The following is a 16667-nucleotide window of genomic DNA, read 5'->3' on the forward strand; positions in this document are numbered from 1 at the left end:
GCTCAGGGGACCTTGTGCCCTGCCGCGGTGATGAGGCTATACCACTCGGGTCGGGTGAGGGGGATGTCCGAACCGGCGGCGGCATCCGCGACGCGCTGGGGATTCGTGGTGCCGAGCACGACCTGCATGTGCGCGGGATGCCGGGTGATCCAGGCGGTCGCGATCGCGGTCGGCGTCACGTCGTACTTCGCGGCCAGGCGGTCCATCATCTCGTTCAGCTCGGGGTACTCGGGCGCGCCGAAGATGACGCCGTCGAAGAAGTTCTTCTGGAACGGCGACCAGGCCTGCAGCGTGATGCCATTGATGCGCGAGTAGTCGACGAGGCCGCCGCCGTCACGGGTGATGGAGTCGTCCTCGCCCGCCATGTTCGACGCGAGGCCCTGCGCGACGATCGTCGAGTGCGTGATCGACAACTGCACCTGGTTGGCGACGATCGGCTGGGTCACCGCCGTCTTGAGCAGGTCGATCTGCCGCGGCGTGTGGTTCGAGACGCCGAAGGCGCGCACCTTGCCCGACGACTCGAGGTGGTCGAACGCGCGCGCGACCTCCTCGGGCTCGACGAGCGCGTCGGGACGGTGGAGGAGCAGCACGTCGAGTCGGTCGGTGCCGAGGGCCTGCAGGGACTCCTCGGCAGACGTCACGATGTGCTCGTACGAGTGGTCGAAGTGCCAGTCGTCGGCGACGATGCCGGTCTTGGTCTGCAGCGTGATCTCGTCGCGCTCCGCCGGGCTGAGGCCGAGCGCCTCGGCGAAGCGGCGCTCGCAGCCGTGGCGGCTGCTGCCGTACAGGTCGGCGTGGTCGAAGAAGTCGACGCCGGCGGCGCGGCACGCGTCGTAGAGCGCGCGGATGGCCTCGTCGGACATCTCCTCGATGCGCATCATCCCGGCGACGACGTTGGGGACCTGGCGATCGGTGGGACCGAAGGGAACGCGGCGCATCATGCTCCGTTTCTGCGCCCGGCGGGCGCGGTCGAGGGGTCGGTGTGGCCGGCGGCGGCGTGCGCGTCGAGCAGGGTGCGCGCCAGGACGGTCGAACCGGCGACGGCGGCGGGCATCGCGAGGACCGCGCCGAGTGGCACGAGGAAGCAGAGCTGGGTCGCGACGCCGAATCCGAGCACCCGCGCGCGGTTGTCCCTGCGCAGGGCCCGGCGGGCCGCGGCATCCAGTCCCCGTGCGACCAGCGCGCGCGAGGTGAGCTCGTCGGCGAGCAGCCAGCCCGTGAGGAAGGCGGCGACGACGGCGCCGAGCGCGGTGCCGACGAGCGGGATGAGGCCGATGAGGCCGGCGATGATCGCCGCGACCAGGCCGCGGAGGATGAGGCCGATGCTGTCGCCGACCGAGCGCCAGAACCCGTAGTCCGACTCGGGCGGAGCGTCACCGAGGTGACCCTCGACGGAGCGCCAGATGCGCTCGTAGAAAGGATCGCCGACCAGCAGGGTCAGGGCGGTGAACGAAACGACCGCGAGGACGATCGCCCCGCCGAGGATCGCCGCGCCGATGCCGAATCGCACGAGGCCCGCGAAGAAGTCCGACCACGTGTCGGCGAATCCGGTCAGGGCGGTGACGATGTCGCCGAGGAACACCGCGAGCGTGATGATCCCACCGAGCAGCAGCGCGCCGACGATCGCCGCGGGGATCAGTCCGAGCGCCATCGCACCGGGCAGGCGCCCCCAGAACGCGAAGCCGCGGCCGAGGTCGCCGACGCCGCGGAAGAACGAGGCGAGCGGATGCCGCGGGGCGGCGGGTGTGGTCATGTCCCCATCCTGCCGTGTCGCCGCAACGCGCGGTCTCGACACGGAGCGCTGTTTATCGATATACATAGATCGAATAACGATAGATGGAGGACGCATGATCGCACTCGCGAAAGCAGGGGCCAGCTTCGTCTTCACCGTGATCGTCGTTCTGCAGGTGTGGGTCGTGCCGGGCATCGTCGACGTCGTCGTGGGCTGGGTGCCGGAACTCGCCGGGCTTCGGGATGCCGGTGTGGTGATCACCGGCATCCTGTCGCTCTGCGCGCTGGCCGCCCTCGTCTGCCTCTGGCGGCTGCTCACCCGCGCCGACCACGGGCGACTCTTCGAGGACGGCGCCGTCCTCGGGGTCGACGCTCTGATCGGATGCGTCGCCGCGGCGATGATCGTGGTCGTCGTCGGCTGCGGGGTGGCCTTCGCCGCGGGGGCGGGGAACCGTGCCGTGCTGCTGCTGACCGGCCTGGCGATGGTCGCCGGGCTCGGCATCGCGCTGATCCTCGGAGGGGTGCGCGAGGTGCTCAGACAGGCGGTTCTGCTGCAGGATCAGGTCGCGGCGGGCGCGCACGCATGAGAGAACCCGCCGGGGAAGGGGTTGCATCGCAGGCGCATGTTCGTTGAAGTGGTGCGATGACAAACGACACCTCGGCTCCACCTGCTCAGGAAAAGCCCGGTCTGAAACGTGCTGTCGGCACCTGGCTGCTCTTCGCCTTCATCGTGGGCGACACCCTCGGCGCGGGCATCTACACACTCGTCGGAACGATGTCGAAGGACGTCGGTGGCGTCATCTGGCTGCCCCTGCTCATCGCACTCGTCGTCGCCCTCCTGACGGCGGGCACCTACGCGGAGCTCATCACGAAGTACCCCCACGCGGGCGGTGCGGCGCGCTACGTCGACAAGGCGTTCGGTCGCCCGTTCCTGTCGTTCCTCATCGGCTTCCTCATGATGGCGTCCGGCATCACGACCGCGGCGGCCCTCGCGAACGCGTTCGCGGGCGACTACTTCGAGGCGCTGTTCAACCTCCCGCCGATCCCCGTCGCCCTCGGTTTCATCGTCGTGCTGACGTTGATCAACCTGCGCGGCGTGAAGGAGTCCCTCGCCGCGAACATGGTCGCGTCGATGATCGAGGTCACCGGCCTCATCATCATCATCGTCATCGCCGGGATCGTCTTCGGCAGCGGTGGAGGCGAGCCCGCGCGCATCTTCGAGTTCGCGCCCGATGTGGCTCCGCTGCAGGGCGCGTTCGCGGCATCCATCGTCGCGTTCTTCTCGTTCCTCGGCTTCGAGGCCGCGGCCAACATGGCTGAAGAGGTCAAGAACCCGACGCGGTCCTACCCGCGGGCTCTGTTCGGTGCGATCCTCACGGCTGCCGTCGTGTACCTGCTCATCGCCGTGGGCGCTGTCATCGTGGTCGACCCGAACGTCCTCGGGGCGTCATCGGCTCCTCTGCTGGAGGTCGTGAAGGCGAGCGGCGCGGCCCTGCCGCCGTGGCTCTTCAGTGTCATCGCGCTCATCGCGATCGCGAACGGCGCGTTGCTGTTCATGGTCATGGCGAGCCGCGTCGGGTACGGCCTCGCAGAGTCGGGCCTGCTGCCCCACGCCTTCGGCAAGGTCCTTCCGAAGCGTCAGACGCCGTGGGTCTCGATCATCGTGGTCGCCGGTGTGACGATGCTGCTCAGCGTGATCGGCGACATCGGGACGCTCGCGAACACGACGGTGCTGCTGCTTCTGCTGGTCTTCATCTCGGCGAACGTCAGTGTCCTGGTGCTGAAGAAGGACAAGGTCGAGCACTCGCACTTCTCCGTCCCGCGCATCGTGCCGATCCTCGCGATCATCGCGTCGATCGTGCTGCTCACCCAGCAGGAGGGTCCGGTCTGGCTCGGAACCGCGGTGTACGTCGTGGTCGGCGCTGTCCTGTTCTTCTTCGCGCGCGCCGGACGCCGTCGCGGCGACCGCAAGATCGCCGAGCGGACGGGTGCCATCCCCACGGTGGGCGGTCGGTGACTGAAAGGGTCAGCACGCGCTGTATAGTCAGCGTGTGCTGACCCTTTCGTCTCGTCTCGACGTCATGAATCGCCTGGGGCGCGCGATGGCCGACCCGTCGCGGTCCCGCATCCTGCTGTCACTCCTGGAGCGACCCGGCTACCCCGCCGATCTCGCTCGCGACCTCGAGCTCACGCGGACCAATGTGTCCAACCACCTCGCATGCCTGCGCGGCTGTGGCCTCGTCGTCGCGACGCCCGAGGGTCGGCGCACGCGGTACGACATCGCCGATCCGCATCTGACCGCCGGGCTCGCACAGCTGCTCGACGCTGTCGTGGCGGTCGACGCCGGCGAAGAGTGCGCGATCGACGGATGCCGGTGTTGCGGGTGACGGCTCTCGCTGAGGCGCCCCGGAGAGAGCTGCTGCGCCGCCGCATCCGCTGGATCGTCGCCGCCACGATCGCGTACAACCTCATCGAGGCCGTGGTCGCGGTGACGGCCGGGACGATCGCCTCGTCCGCCGCTCTGGTCGGCTTCGGGCTCGACTCGACCATCGAAGTGCTCTCGGCGGCCGCGGTGGCGTGGCAGTTCACGCGGCGCGACCCGGAGCGCTGGGAACAGGGGACCCTGCGGGTGATCGCGGTCGCCTTCTTCGCTCTCGCGACCTACGTCACCGTGTCGTCGGCGACGGCGCTGATCCTTCGCAGCGAACCCGAGACTTCTCCGATCGGGATCGTGCTCACGGCGGTGAGTGTGCTCGTCATGCCGTTCCTCTCGCTCGCCGAGCGTCGCGCCGGCAGGGAGCTGGGTTCAGCGACGGCGGTGGCGGATTCCAGACAGACCCTCATCTGCACCTATCTCTCGGCTGCGGTCCTCGTCGGGCTCCTGGTCAACGCCGCATTCGGCTGGTGGTGGGCGGATGCCGTCGCCGGCCTGGTCATCGCGGTGTTCGCGGTGCGCGAGGGCGTCGAGGCGTGGCGCGGTGACGCGTGCGCGACGTCGGTGGGGATGCTGCTGGAGGACGAGCACGACCACTGATCCGGTCTCGTCAGCTCGACGGTCGGACGCCTGCGGGCACTCGCACGGTTGCGCGCAGTCCCCCCGTCGACCGCGCCGCGAGTGTCAGCTCGCCCCCGTGAGCTCCGACGATCGCGCTGACGATCGCCAATCCGAGCCCGTTCCGCTCCTGATCGGACCGGCGGATGCGGGCTGTGCCGCGCTGGAACGGTTCGGCGAGCGTAGCGACCGCGGCCGGGTCGAGTCTCACGCCGCCGTTCTCGACGATCAGGACCGCGGCACCGTCATCGCAGTGAGTCGAGACCGTCACAGGTTCAGCCGCATCGCCGTGGATCAGAGCGTTCTGCAGGAGGTTCAGCACAACCTGTCCGAGCAGGCCGGCTGATCCGGACACGATCGTCTCGTCGCCGTGGACGATCAACTCGACGCCGCGGGCCTCGGCGAGAGGCAGCAGGGTTTCGACCGCGTCCTCTGCGAGCAGAGACAGATCGACGGATGCCTGGGGGAACCCGCCCCGGTCCGCACGCCCGAGGAGTAGCAGCCCCTCGACCAGTTCGACGCCGCGCTCGTTGACTGCGGTGAGGCGGTCGAGGAGATCATCGACGTCACGATCGGGGTCCGACCGGGCGACGTCGAGCAGAGTCCGCGTGATCGCGAGCGGAGTGCGCAGCTCGTGGGATGCGTTGGTCGCGAACCGTCGCTGCTCCTCGACCTGCGATTCGATGCGCTGCAGCATCCCGTCGAAGGAATCCGCGAGCTCGCGGAACTCGTCTCGCCGACCCGTCATCCGGACGCGCGTCGACAGGTCCCCGGTGTCGGCTCGCCGCGTCGCCTGCGTCAGCAGGCGCAGCGGCGCGAGCATCCGCCCAGCGAGGAACCAACCGCCGACGGCACCGGTGACCAGCAGGGCGATCATCGCCGCTCCGGCAGGTGGTGCGAACGCGCGAAGCAGGTCGCGCTGACTGGGGGCGAAACCGGTGCCGGTGAACAGAGGCTCGTCGGGAACGTAGCGAAGCAGGAACAGCCACACGATGGTGAGGATGAGCGCGCCCGCGACGAGGACGAGCGCTACGTAGCTCAGGGTGAGCTTGATGCGGGCGCTGAGTCCGGGCGGCCGCGTCACGCGGACGCCTCGATGCGATACCCGACGCCCTGCTCGGTGACGATCAGCCACGGCTCGCCGAGTCGTTTGCGGAGCGCCGACACGGTGATGCGCACGGCGTTGGTGAAGGGGTCGGCGTTCGCGTCCCAGGCCTGCTCGAGCAGGGACTCCGCGCTGACGACCCCGCCCTCGGCCGCGACGAGAACGTCGAGCACGGCGAACTGCTTGCGCGTGAGCGCGACGTAACGACCGTCCCGATAGACCTCGCGCCGGAACGGGTCGACGCGGAGCCCGCCGTACTCCCGAACGGGGGGCCGCACCGACGCACGGCGCCGGTCGAGGGCGCGCAGGCGGAGGACGAGCTCACGGAGCTCGAACGGTTTGGTGAGGTAGTCGTCGGCTCCGAGCTCGAACCCGGACTCCTTGTCGTCGAGGCGGTCCGCGGCCGTCAGCATGAGGATCGGCATCCCGTTGCCGGAGTCGACGATCGAGCGGGCCACGTCATCTCCGGACGGCCCCGGGATGTCGCGGTCGAGGATCGCGATGTCGTACGAGCCCACGGCGAGGAGCTCGAGCGCCGTGTCACCGTCGCCGGCGATGTCGGCCGCGATCGCCTCGAGGCGCAGACCGTCGCGGATGGCTTCCGCCATCAGGGGTTCGTCCTCGACGATCAGCACACGCACGTGTCGATCGTACGAAGCCGGCCGTATCGCCGGCGTATCGATTTCCGCGTACGCCCTCGCAACACCGCGACCCGTGGGATGGGGGCATGAGATCCATGGCCCTTCTTGCTCCGCTCGTGTTCGTGCTTGCCGTCGTCGTCGGGACGGCGGGATGCGCCGCCGCGGGGTCGGGCGGAAGCCCCGGCATCCGTCCCGTCCTCTCGCCGATCGACCAGGGGGAGGTCCCCGACGACACGACCGTCTACGACACGGACGTTCCTGCCGTCGCCCGGCTCGATGGCGACCTGCGCGCTGCCCTGACCGCGGCATCCGACCGGGCGGCGGGCGAGAACATCACACTCCGGATCAACAGCGGGTGGCGCTCGCCGGAGATGCAGGAACGTCTGCTGCGCGATGCCGTGTCGACGTACGGGTCGCTCGACGAGGCGTCGCGCTGGGTGGCGACTCCCGAGACGTCGGCGCACGTGTCGGGCGACGCCGTGGACGTGGGCCCGTTCGACGGCGCCTACTGGCTCGATCTTCACGGGGCCGAGTTCGGCCTGTGCCGGACGTACGTCAACGAACCCTGGCACTTCGAGCTCCGCCCCGATGCGTCGATGGTCGGATGCCCGGACCAGTACCTCGATCCGACCGAGGATCCGCGGATGGCGGGATGATCCGATCCGGGTCGCGCGCGCAGCCGTAGGCTGGCTCGCATGAGCGACGGCGCAGGCGAGAACTGGTCCCGGAACATCCGCTACTCGGCTGAGCGGTTCGTCGCGCCGCGGACGGTCGACGAACTGCGCGAGGTGGTCGCCGCATCCGATTCGGTGAAGGCGCTGGGCTCGCGTCACTCGTTCACGCGCATCGCCGACACGGCGGGGACGCTGGTGTCGACGGCTGAGCTCGACCTTCCGATCCGAGTGGATGCCGCGCAGAAGCGGGTGCGCGTCGGCGGCGGCGTTCGCTACGGCGAGCTGGCGCAGGAGCTCGACCGGCAGGGGTGGGCGCTCGCGAACCTGGCGTCGCTGCCGCACATCTCGGTCGCCGGCGCCGTCAGCACGGGCACGCACGGGTCGGGCGTGGGCAACCACTCGCTCGCCGCGGCGGTGACGGGTCTCGAGCTGGTCACTTCGACAGGCGAGCTGGTTCAGCTGACCGAACGCGACGACGCGCTCGCGGGGGCCGTCGTCGGTCTCGGCGCCCTCGGGATCGTGACGACCGTCGAACTCGCGATCGAGCCGTCGTACGAGATCGCGCAGACGGTCTACGAGAATGTGCCGCTTGAAGCGGTCCGCAAGAACTTCGACGTCATCGCCGGTTCGGCGTACAGCGTCTCGTTCTTCACGACGTTCCGAGAGGACATGTACGTCGACCAGGTGTGGCGCAAGGAGCGGACGGATGCCGCGGCGACCCCGATCCCCGCGGCGCTGCGCGATCGCGAGGCGTCGGGCGCCCGGCATCCGCTCCCCGGTGTCTCTGCCGCGTCGTGCACCGTGCAGGGCGGGAAGGCGGGGCGCTGGCTCGACCGTCTGCCGCACTTCAAGCTGGAGTTCACGCCGTCGAACGGCGAGGAACTGCAGTCGGAGTTCCTGTTGCCGTTCGCCGACGCGGTGGCCGCGTTCGACGCGGTGCGAGAGCTGGCGGATCGGCTGAAGCCCGTCCTTCAGGTGTGCGAGGTGCGCACGATCGCCGGCGACGACCTGTGGCTCTCGCCCAGCTCGGGCCGAGACTCGGTCGCGTTCCACTTCACCTGGACCGACGACGAGGCCGGGGTGGCCGAGGTGCTGCCCGAGCTCGAGGCCGCGCTGGCGCCCTTCGGTGCCCGGCCGCACTGGGGCAAGGTCTTCACCCCGCGCGATCCCGCGGAGCTGTACCCGCGGTGGGCGGAGTTCGTCCAGCTGCAGCGGGCGCTGGATCCTCGCGGTGCGTTCGTGAACGACTACCTCCGCGCGGTCGGACTGTAGGGCGGGCGGGGCGCTCCTGCGTGCGCTGAGCGCGGCCCGTGCGTCCGCGAGGGCCGGCCTCGTGGTTCGGCGCGCGGCTCGTGGCGCGCGGCTCGTGGTCGCGCGTTCGTGGTCGTGGATCGCGTGGATCGCACGGATCGGCGTCCGTCAGAAGGGTGCCGGGTCTCCGGGTGAGGCTGCGGCAGGGGTGAAGGCGACGGCCGGGGTGGGTGCGTCTTCGCGGTAGATCCTGCCGAGGGGTGAGGTCCATTCGAGGACACCACCCTGGAGTTGTCGGACCCGCCAGGCGGTGAACTGCTTCATCGAATGATGTCTCTGGCACAGATGAGCGAGGTTCGAGAGTTCCGTCCGCCCGCCGAGGGCGTGGTCGTGGGTGTGGTCGACCTCGCAGCGGATGGCGGCGACCCGGCATCCGGGGAACCGGCAATGCTGATCCCGGGCTTGCAGAAACCTGCGCATCCCGGACGGGACACGGTACGAGTCGGTGGCGACGGTGACTCCGGTGGTGGGGTCGTGAAACAGGCGCTCCCACACGTGCGTCGCGCCGGCGAGTGTGCGGGCGGTTGCGGGATCGATGGGGGAACGGCCCGCAAGGTCGCACGGTCCGTCATCAGTACCTGTGAGAGTCGCGGCAGGAACCAGAATCTGCACGCGTGCCCGGATCGCACCGAGCGGTCCGGCGGTGGTGTCGCGGGTGTCGTCGAGCGTCGGCGTGCCGGCGAGGAGCAGGTCGGCGAACACATCAGCCCGGACCTGGTCCGTCGATCGGGCGTCGGTCGCCACAACGTCGGCCTTCTCGGCGCCGGCGCGCTCCGCCCGGGTATCGATGATCGCCCGCGCCTGCTGGGTGAGCCGGTCGTGGATCCCTTCCGTGATCACGGTTGGGAGGGTGGCGATCAGGTCCGACATTCCGTCCCGCCCGGGGATCAACCGGACGCACCGCCCCGCGGCAGCTTCCTCGTGTCGTTCCGCGAAGGTCCGGGGGTGCATTCGGTGGGCGAGGATCTCGAGCTCACCTCGAACCCGGTTCGGCGTCTCACCTTTGCAGCGTTCGATCGCGACCTTCTCGAACTCAGCCCACAACTCTGCGGGCAGGTTCACCCCAGCGTCGACGATCGCTTTCACGTGCCCGCGGACGATCCGCCCGGCCTCCCAGGCCGCCACCGCGGCCGGGAACCCTTCGATCGTCACCCGGGCTTCGCCGATCCGGCGTTGCACGGTCCGGTCGGTGGTCCGCATCGCCCCGCCGATCTCGGCTGAAATGGACCGCAGCACCATGTCGTGCAGGGTGACTTTCGCGTTCGGGTGCGCGCCCTGTTCCTCCGCCAACCGGCCCGCGGCGGCGAGTACTCGAAGCTCGCGGATCTGCGCGCGAGCAAGCTCAACGGCAACATCCTCGACGTCCGCAACGATCCCCGATATGGCGGCGAGATACGCATCGCCACCGGGGGTTTCCATCGCTTCCGTCATACCTGCACTCTTGCACCAACCTCCGACATCGAGACCCGAAAACCGCCGGAATCCGCGCTCCGGCGACACCTTGCAGATGAGAGATCGTTCATCCTCGGAGGCGTCGCGGTACCGAGCACCTCGTCGACGCAGACCCCTGCCTTTGCGGCATCCTGAAACCACCCCACAAGCGCTCCCAGAGGACCCATGCCCCACCTCCGCACCCGCCCCGGCGACCACGACGCGACGGTCAGCTTCTTCATCGTGCGCACCGACGGCCCGGAAGCGCGCCTGACCTACCACCTGCACCTCAAGGCGCAGAAGCTCATGATGTTCGGCGGACATATCGAGCGCGACGAGACACCCTGGGCCGCGGTGCTGCGCGAGCTCGTCGAGGAGTCCGGCTACCACCCGTCGCAGGTGCGCGTCCTCCAGCCGCGCGTCCGGATGAGGCAGGTGACGGATGCTGCGGCCCACCCGGTCCCCGTCATGTCGTCCACCGCCTGCACTTCAGCCGAACCGGCGCACTTCCACACCGATCTGCTCTACGCCCTCGTCACCGACGAGGAGCCGGTGGGCGCTCCGGATGCCGGTGAGTCCACGGACATCCGCTTGGTCACGCGCAGCGAACTCGACCGCATCCCCGACGAGGACATCGTGGAGATGTGGCGCGAGGCCGGACGGTTCATCCTCGACGAGATCCTCGACGCCTGGGAACCCGTTGCGATGGCCGACTACCCAGTCGCCGCGCCGCTCGTCGGCTGAGCGTCAGGCCTCGCCCGTCTCGACGTCGCCGTTCGCGATGGCGTCGGCGTAGGTGCGCAGGTCCGGACCCGGCTCCCAGTCGATGAACTTGTCCTTCAGCTTGCCGGTCAGCGCCGCGAAGGCCTCGTCCGAGGTCATCTCGCCGGATCGCGCGAGGTCCACGACGGCCTCCCGTAGGACGCGGTCGGCGTCGTCGAGGATCTTGCCGCGTGCTTCGTCGTTCCATCGGATCTCTGAGCTCTTCATGCCGGGACGGTAGCCCGCCGGCAGACACCGCAATCCGGGGTTGCGCTCCTACGCACGATGCGCTTGCGCTCCGTACCCCATCGCCGCACCCCTGGCAACCGCATACCTCGTACCCGGCCAAGGCCGAAGGATGGCCGAAGCGGTCGAAGCTCGACTCCTTGGGTGGATCTGCCCGGTCGGGCTCCCGCAGGAGGAGTCGCCGTGAGCAGCACCACATCCCGAGGCGTCGCCGTCGTCACCGGCGGCAGTGCAGGACTCGGCCGCTCGATCGTCCGCGAGCTCGCCGACCGCGGCTGGGATGTCGCCGTCCTCGCCCGCGGCCGTGACGGGGTGGATGCCGCCACCACCGAGGTCCGTGCGAAGGGACGCCGCGCCCACGGCATCTCGGTAGACGTCGCCGACCACGCCGCGCTCGACGCCGCCGCATCCGAGGTCGAAGCGGAGCTCGGTGAGATCGACCTGTGGGTCAACAACGTCATGACGGGATCGATCGCCCCCTTCCTCGACACCACCCCCGAGGACTACGAGCGGGCGACGCAGGTCACCTACCTCGGCACGGTCAACGGCACCCGTTCCGCGCTCCGACGGATGCGTGTGCGCGACCGCGGGCACATCATCCAGATCGGGTCGGCTCTCGCCCACCGCGGCATCCCGCTCCAGGCGGCCTACTGCGGCTCGAAGCACGCCGTCCACGGGTTCACCGACTCGGTCGTCTCGGAACTGACCCACGAGAACAGCGCCGTCGCCGTCTCGATCGTCGACATGCCCGCGCTGAACACGACCCAGTTCGGCTGGGTGAAGTCGCCCTTCTCGAAGCACCCGCAGCCGGTCCCGCCGATCTATCAGCCCGAGGTCGGAGCGCGCGCCGTCGGCGACGTCGCCGACAAGCCCCGCCGCCGCACCTGGGTGGGGGAGTCGACCGTCGGACTCGTCCTCGGCACCCGCGTCGCGGGCCGTTTCATGGACTGGTACCTCGCCAAGAACGCCTGGGAGGGCCAGTTCGCCGACGACAAGGGCTCGTCGACGACACCGCCGAACCTGTACGAACCGGTTCCCGGCGATCACGGAGCCCACGGCGCATTCGACGACCGGGCGCGCGGCGAGAGCATCCAGACCCGCGCGCTGCGGCACCGGCCCGAGCTGTACTCCGCGGCATCCGTCGCCGTCGTCGCGGCACTCGCCGGGGTCGTGAAGCTGCTGCGGCGCTGAGTCCTCCCGGGCCGCGCAGGCCCCGGGTAGCATCCGTACTCGTGCCCGCCTATTTCGAACGAACCGACGTCACCAGATTCCAGCCGACGACATTCACCGGCGGAGCCTGGAACGTCACCGAGCAGCACGTCGCCCCGCCGATCGGCCTGCTCGCCCACGCGATCGAGGTCGATCACGCGGCGCGCAGCCCGCAGCCGATGCAGCTCTCGCGGCTGTCGGTGGACATCCTCGGGGTGATCCCGATCGACGAGGTCGAGGTGACCTGCCGGGTCCTGCGCCCGGGGCGGAGCATCGAGCTCGTCGAGGCGACCCTCGCGCAGGCGGGCCGGCCGGCCCTGAGCGCACGCGCCTGGCTGATGCACACGCGCGACACCGACGCGCTCGCCGGATCCGCGCACCCCGCGATGCCGCCGCGCGACGCGATCGAGCGCGTCGACCCCTCGTCGGCCTGGCCCGGTGAGTTCATCGCCACGGTGGGGGAGGTGCGCCGCCGGCAGGAGGCCCCCGGTCGCGCGTGGACGTGGATCCTCCCCGCCGTGCCGCTCCTCGAGGGCGAGGCCGTATCGACGACCGCGCGCCTCGTCTCGCTCATCGACATCGCCAACGGTGTCACCCCACGCGCCGACCCCCGCGACGTCGCCTTCCCGAACCTCGACCTCACCCTGCACCTCGTGCGGCAGCCCGAGGACGGCTGGATCGGTTTCGACACCACGGTCACCTTCGGCGCGACCGGCCTCGGTATGACCCATACGGTCCTCCACGACGAACGCGGTGTCGTCGGCTCCGTCGTCCAATCCCTCACCGTGAGGCCGCACCGATGACCCTCCCCCTCGCAGGAAAGAACGCCCTCGTCACGGGCGTCTCGCGCCGTCGCGGCATCGGCTTCGCGGTCGCCTCCCGCCTCGCCGAGCTCGGCGCGAGCGTCTTCGTGCAGCACTGGCGGCCGCACGACCTCGATCAGCCGTGGGGCGGGGACGACCTCGATGCGGTGCGCGGCGGCATCCGCTCTTCCCTCGTCGGCGACGCGAGCTTCGGCGACGTTGAGGCGGATCTGACGGATGCCGATACGGTCCCCGGTCTCATCGACGCCGCATCCGCGCTCACCGGGCGCCTCGACATCCTCGTGTGCAACCACGCCAAGAGCGGCGACGACGGCAGCATCCTCGACATGACCGCCGACCGGCTCGACGCGTTCTGGGAGACGAACACCCGCTCGACGCTGCTGCTCACCGCCGAGTTCGCCCGCCGTCTGGCGCCGCCGCAGTCGGGTCAGCGGCGTCCGGGCGACGCGATCGAGGGCGCGAAACCGTACGCCGCGCCGACCGGTCGCGTGTTCTGGATGACCTCGGGGCAAGGCCACGGCGCGATGCGCGGCGAGGTCGCGTACGCGACGAGCAAGGCGGCGCTCGCGGGCATCACCCGCACGGTCGCGGCGGAACTGCTCGAACTCGGGATCGTCCTGAACACCGTCAACCCGGGCCCCGTCAACACGGGCTACATGGACCCCGACACCGCCGACCGCGACACCTCCGCGCTCGAGGAGTGGCTCGGATCGACGCCGTTCGGCCGGGTCGGCGTTCCGACCGATCCCGCCGCGCTCATCGGCTGGCTGTCGACCACCGAGGGCGCCTGGATCGTCGGGCAGGTGCTCACCAGCGACGGCGGCTTCAGCCTGTAAGGCGACATCCGCACGACGCCTGGTGCAGGAGTCACCTCGCCGGGCGGCGCAGGCATCACCCGCACCTCGGGTCGTGCATTCGTCACCGAGACCTGGTGCGAGCACGGCCGATGTGGTGGGATCGGCCCATGAGAGCGGGGTCGCCGGGGCGCGCGATGCTGTGGGGTGTCGTCGCGCTGATCCTCGCGACGATCGTCCTCGCCCCGGTCATCGGCGTCGGACGCTGCGCGGACTCGATCGTCCCGGAAGAGTCGTTCTGCGAGTCGTACACGCAGTCGCTCGCAGGTCTCCCGACGAGCGTGTGGCCCTGGCTTATCGCCGTCATCGTCATCGTGCTGGTGACCGCCGTCATCGCGGTCCGCCGCCGCGGCGACCCGGCGGCTTAGAGTCTCTTCAGCACCCGTCGCCGACGATGGGTGCGGCGGAGGAGACGCACGCATGACAACGGATGCCGCGGACGCGATCGTCGTCGGAGCGGGACTCGCGGGGCTGGTCGCCGCCTCCGAGCTCCTCGACGCCGGCAAGCGTGTCCTCATCGTCGAGCAGGAGCCCGAGGCGAGCTTCGGCGGGCAGGCGTGGTGGTCGTTCGGCGGCCTGTTCCTCGTCGATTCGCCCGAGCAGCGGCGCCTCGGGGTGAAGGACTCGCTCGAGCTCGCCCGGCAGGACTGGTTCGGCTCCGCCGGCTTCGACCGCCCCGAGGACCGCTGGCCCCGTGCGTGGGCCGAGGCGTACCTCGAGTTCGCCGCCGGTGAGAAACGGGCATGGCTGCGGGAGCGCGGCATCCGCTTCTTCCCCATCGTCGGATGGGCCGAGCGCGGCGGCGATCGCGCGACGGCGCACGGCAACTCCGTGCCGCGGTTCCACATCACGTGGGGCACCGGGCCCGGCGTCCTCGAACCCTTCGTCCGCCGCGTGCTCGCGGGTGTCGCAACCGGTCGCGCCCGCATCGCCTTCCGGCACCGGGTCGACCGGCTCGAGGTCGAGGGCGGCGCGGTCGTCGGCGTGAGCGGCGCGGTCCTCGCCCCCGACACCGCTGAGCGCGGCGCCCCGAGCAACCGCGACGAGACGGGCGAGTTCTCGTTCCGCGCCGGCGCGGTGCTCGTCTCGAGCGGCGGCATCGGCGGCAACCACGACCTGGTCCGCGCGCAGTGGCCCGCCCGGATGGGGCGTGCGCCCGAGACGATGCTCTCCGGCGTTCCCGCGCACGTCGACGGACGGATGCTGGGGGTCGCCGAGACCGCCGGAGCCCACCTCATCAACGGCGACCGCATGTGGCACTACGTCGAGGGCATCCAGAACCACAGCCCGGTGTGGCCGCGCCACGGCATCCGCATCCTGCCGGGTCCCTCGTCGCTGTGGCTGGATGCCACCGGTCACCGCCTGCCCACCCCGCTGTTCCCGGGCTTCGACACGATCGGCACGCTCGAACACATCGTGCGTGGAGGCCACGACCACAGCTGGTTCGTGCTCAACCAGGCGATCCTGAAGAAGGAGTTCGCGCTGTCGGGCAGCGAGCAGAACCCCGACCTCACCGGGAAGGATGTGCGACTCCTCGCGCAGCGGCTGAAGGGTGACCGGGCGACGGCACCCGTCGAGGCGTTCAAGGAGCGCGGCGCGGACTTCATCGTCGCCGACACGGTTCCGCAGTTGCTCGAGCGGATGCGGGCGGCATCCGCTCTGCTCGACATCGATCGTGTGCGCCTCGAACTCGAGGCCCGCGACCGCGAGATGACGAATCCGTTCACGAAGGACGCGCAGGTCACCGCGGTCCGGCAGGCGCGACGCTACCGCGGCGACAAACTGCTGCGCGTCGCGACGCCGGGCCCGATCGCCGACCCGAAGAACGGACCGCTCATCGCGGTGAAGCTGCACGTCATCACGCGCAAGAGTCTCGGCGGCATCGAGACCGACCTGTCCGGCCGTGCGCTCGCCGCTTCGGGTGAGCCGATCCCGGGCCTGTACGCCGCGGGCGAGGCGAGCGGCTTCGGCGGGGGCGGCGTGCACGGGTACCGTGCGCTCGAGGGCACCTTCCTCGGCGGCTGCATCTTCTCGGGACGCGCCGCCGGCCGCGCGATGGCCGCCGCCGTCTGATCCGCGCGCGTTCCCCTGTCGCAACACGCCACGCGGAGCCGCACTCTGTGACAGGCGAGCGGCGTCCTGGCCTCGCCCGATCGTTCCCCTGTCGCAACACGCCGCGCGGAGCCGCACTCTGTGACAGGCGAGCGGCGTCCTAGGCGACGGCGCCGGTCTGCGGCGGCTGGATCGGGGTGGAGCCGGTCAAAGGGAGCACGATCGACTCGGCGAGGGGGCGCGCCGCCTCGCGGAGCTGGTCGAGCGCGCTGCGGGTGCGGGCCTTCACCGTGGCCAGGGGAGTGCCCGTCATCTCGGCGATCTCGGGCTGGCTGTGGCCGCCGAAGTAGGAGAGCGAGACGACCTGTTCCTGCTCGTCGGGGAGCTTCCGAAGGGCCCGGTGATTGGCCGCGGTGCGATCCGGGGTGTGCGCCTCGGCGCCGGCGGGCCGCGCGTCGCGCAGGCTCTCGACGGCGTGCCGGTGAACGATGGCCAGGATCCAGGTGCGCGGGGACGTCCGGCGCGCCGAGTATCGTCGCGACTCGTTCCACACCGACACGAAGGCGCTCTGCAGCACCTGCTCGGCGAGATGTCGGTCATCGGTCACGCGCACCGCGACGGCGAACGCCGCCGCGGATGTCGCGTCGTAGAGACGCGTGAAAGAGGCGACGTCGCCGGATGCCGACCGGGCGATGAGTCGCGCCAGCGCGGCATCCGTCGCGGACGCGGGTGTTTCGGACATGACTGAATGGTGCGCTTCCGCGACCCCCGCAAC

Annotated in this window: 19 protein-coding genes; 12 read left to right on the plus strand and 7 right to left on the minus strand. The window is 70.2% G+C overall.

Features of this window, described 5'->3' with window-relative positions:
* Positions 1-2 precede the first annotated feature (2 nt).
* Positions 3-938 carry an aldo/keto reductase gene (locus tag BLR68_RS06160; RefSeq protein WP_018187717.1) on the minus strand — a complete coding sequence of 312 codons (936 nt, stop codon included), beginning with the start codon at positions 936-938 and terminating at the stop codon, positions 3-5.
* A complete protein-coding gene (locus BLR68_RS06165) occupies positions 938-1753 on the minus strand; it encodes an EI24 domain-containing protein (RefSeq protein ID WP_018187716.1) in 816 nt (271 codons plus the stop codon). Before BLR68_RS06165 ends, BLR68_RS06160 begins: the two co-directional genes overlap by 1 nt.
* Before the next feature lie 94 nt (positions 1754-1847).
* On the opposite strand from BLR68_RS06165, the gene BLR68_RS06170 reads away from it, so the two are divergent.
* Genes BLR68_RS06170 through BLR68_RS06185 form a run of 4 tightly spaced genes read left to right on the plus strand, consistent with a single transcriptional unit; the run spans position 1848 to position 4765 of the window.
* Positions 1848-2318 (plus strand): DUF2975 domain-containing protein, encoded by a 471-nt coding sequence (locus BLR68_RS06170; protein WP_018187715.1) that lies wholly within the window; start codon positions 1848-1850, stop codon positions 2316-2318.
* Between the two features lie 56 nt (positions 2319-2374).
* Entirely contained in the window at positions 2375-3748 is a 1374-nt protein-coding gene (locus tag BLR68_RS06175; RefSeq protein WP_018187714.1) for an APC family permease, read from the plus strand.
* Positions 3749-3782: 34 nt separating this feature from the next.
* Entirely contained in the window at positions 3783-4118 is a 336-nt protein-coding gene (locus BLR68_RS06180; protein WP_018187713.1) for a Cd(II)/Pb(II)-sensing metalloregulatory transcriptional regulator CmtR, read from the plus strand.
* Positions 4100-4765 carry a cation diffusion facilitator family transporter gene (locus tag BLR68_RS06185; protein ID WP_051082824.1) on the plus strand — a complete coding sequence of 222 codons (666 nt, stop codon included), beginning with the start codon at positions 4100-4102 and terminating at the stop codon, positions 4763-4765. The genes BLR68_RS06180 and BLR68_RS06185 overlap by 19 nt, the downstream gene beginning before the upstream one ends.
* A 10-nt stretch (positions 4766-4775) precedes the next feature.
* On the opposite strand, the gene BLR68_RS06190 is transcribed toward BLR68_RS06185, so the two are convergent.
* Together BLR68_RS06190 and BLR68_RS06195 are read right to left on the minus strand one after the other, a co-directional pair.
* The gene (locus tag BLR68_RS06190) at positions 4776-5867 is read right to left on the minus strand and encodes a sensor histidine kinase (RefSeq protein WP_018187711.1); all 1092 of its coding nucleotides are present in this window, start codon (positions 5865-5867) and stop codon (positions 4776-4778) included.
* Entirely contained in the window at positions 5864-6529 is a 666-nt protein-coding gene (locus BLR68_RS06195; RefSeq protein WP_018187710.1) for a response regulator transcription factor, read from the minus strand. Before BLR68_RS06195 ends, BLR68_RS06190 begins: the two co-directional genes overlap by 4 nt.
* A gap of 86 nt (positions 6530-6615) precedes the next feature.
* Between BLR68_RS06195 and BLR68_RS06200 the strand changes: the two genes are divergently transcribed.
* Both BLR68_RS06200 and BLR68_RS06205 read left to right on the plus strand, forming a co-directional pair.
* Positions 6616-7185 carry a M15 family metallopeptidase gene (locus tag BLR68_RS06200; protein WP_256335330.1) on the plus strand — a complete coding sequence of 190 codons (570 nt, stop codon included), beginning with the start codon at positions 6616-6618 and terminating at the stop codon, positions 7183-7185.
* Between the two features lie 39 nt (positions 7186-7224).
* Positions 7225-8475, plus strand: coding sequence for an FAD-binding protein (locus tag BLR68_RS06205; protein WP_018187708.1), 1251 nt, complete (start codon positions 7225-7227; stop codon positions 8473-8475).
* A 147-nt stretch (positions 8476-8622) separates the two neighbouring features.
* On the opposite strand, the gene BLR68_RS06210 is transcribed toward BLR68_RS06205, so the two are convergent.
* Entirely contained in the window at positions 8623-9945 is a 1323-nt protein-coding gene (locus BLR68_RS06210) for an HNH endonuclease signature motif containing protein (protein WP_018187707.1), read from the minus strand.
* Positions 9946-10131: 186 nt separating this feature from the next.
* Here BLR68_RS06210 and BLR68_RS06215 point away from each other — a divergent pair, with 186 nt between their 5' ends.
* Positions 10132-10689 carry an NUDIX domain-containing protein gene (locus tag BLR68_RS06215; RefSeq protein ID WP_018187706.1) on the plus strand — a complete coding sequence of 186 codons (558 nt, stop codon included), beginning with the start codon at positions 10132-10134 and terminating at the stop codon, positions 10687-10689.
* 3 nt (positions 10690-10692) lie between these two features.
* On the opposite strand, the gene BLR68_RS06220 is transcribed toward BLR68_RS06215, so the two are convergent.
* Complete coding sequence (locus BLR68_RS06220; protein ID WP_018187705.1) at positions 10693-10935, minus strand: hypothetical protein; 243 nt, start codon at positions 10933-10935, stop codon at positions 10693-10695.
* A gap of 201 nt (positions 10936-11136) precedes the next feature.
* Between BLR68_RS06220 and BLR68_RS06225 the strand changes: the two genes are divergently transcribed.
* The 5 genes from BLR68_RS06225 to BLR68_RS06245 all read left to right on the plus strand — a co-directional run bounded on the left by BLR68_RS06225 (position 11137) and on the right by BLR68_RS06245 (position 15913).
* Complete coding sequence (locus tag BLR68_RS06225) at positions 11137-12144, plus strand: SDR family oxidoreductase (protein ID WP_018187704.1); 1008 nt, start codon at positions 11137-11139, stop codon at positions 12142-12144.
* A gap of 41 nt (positions 12145-12185) precedes the next feature.
* Entirely contained in the window at positions 12186-12965 is a 780-nt protein-coding gene (locus BLR68_RS06230; protein ID WP_018187703.1) for a thioesterase family protein, read from the plus strand.
* A complete protein-coding gene (locus tag BLR68_RS06235) occupies positions 12962-13822 on the plus strand; it encodes an SDR family oxidoreductase (RefSeq protein WP_018187702.1) in 861 nt (286 codons plus the stop codon). Before BLR68_RS06230 ends, BLR68_RS06235 begins: the two co-directional genes overlap by 4 nt.
* A gap of 128 nt (positions 13823-13950) precedes the next feature.
* Positions 13951-14208: a hypothetical protein gene (locus BLR68_RS06240; RefSeq protein WP_143015728.1), complete on the plus strand. Its 258-nt coding sequence runs from the start codon at positions 13951-13953 to the stop codon at positions 14206-14208.
* Positions 14209-14260: 52 nt separating this feature from the next.
* The gene (locus tag BLR68_RS06245) at positions 14261-15913 is read left to right on the plus strand and encodes an FAD-binding dehydrogenase (RefSeq protein WP_018187700.1); all 1653 of its coding nucleotides are present in this window, start codon (positions 14261-14263) and stop codon (positions 15911-15913) included.
* A gap of 139 nt (positions 15914-16052) precedes the next feature.
* Here the strand turns inward: BLR68_RS06245 and BLR68_RS06250 are convergent, their stop codons facing one another.
* On the minus strand, positions 16053-16634 hold the full coding sequence (locus tag BLR68_RS06250) for an RNA polymerase sigma factor (protein WP_018187699.1): 582 nt from the start codon (positions 16632-16634) through the stop codon (positions 16053-16055).
* Positions 16635-16667 lie beyond the last annotated feature (33 nt).

The sequence above is a fragment of the Microbacterium sp. 77mftsu3.1 genome (assembly GCF_900100525.1).
Lineage (GTDB): Bacteria > Actinomycetota > Actinomycetes > Actinomycetales > Microbacteriaceae > Microbacterium > Microbacterium aquilitoris.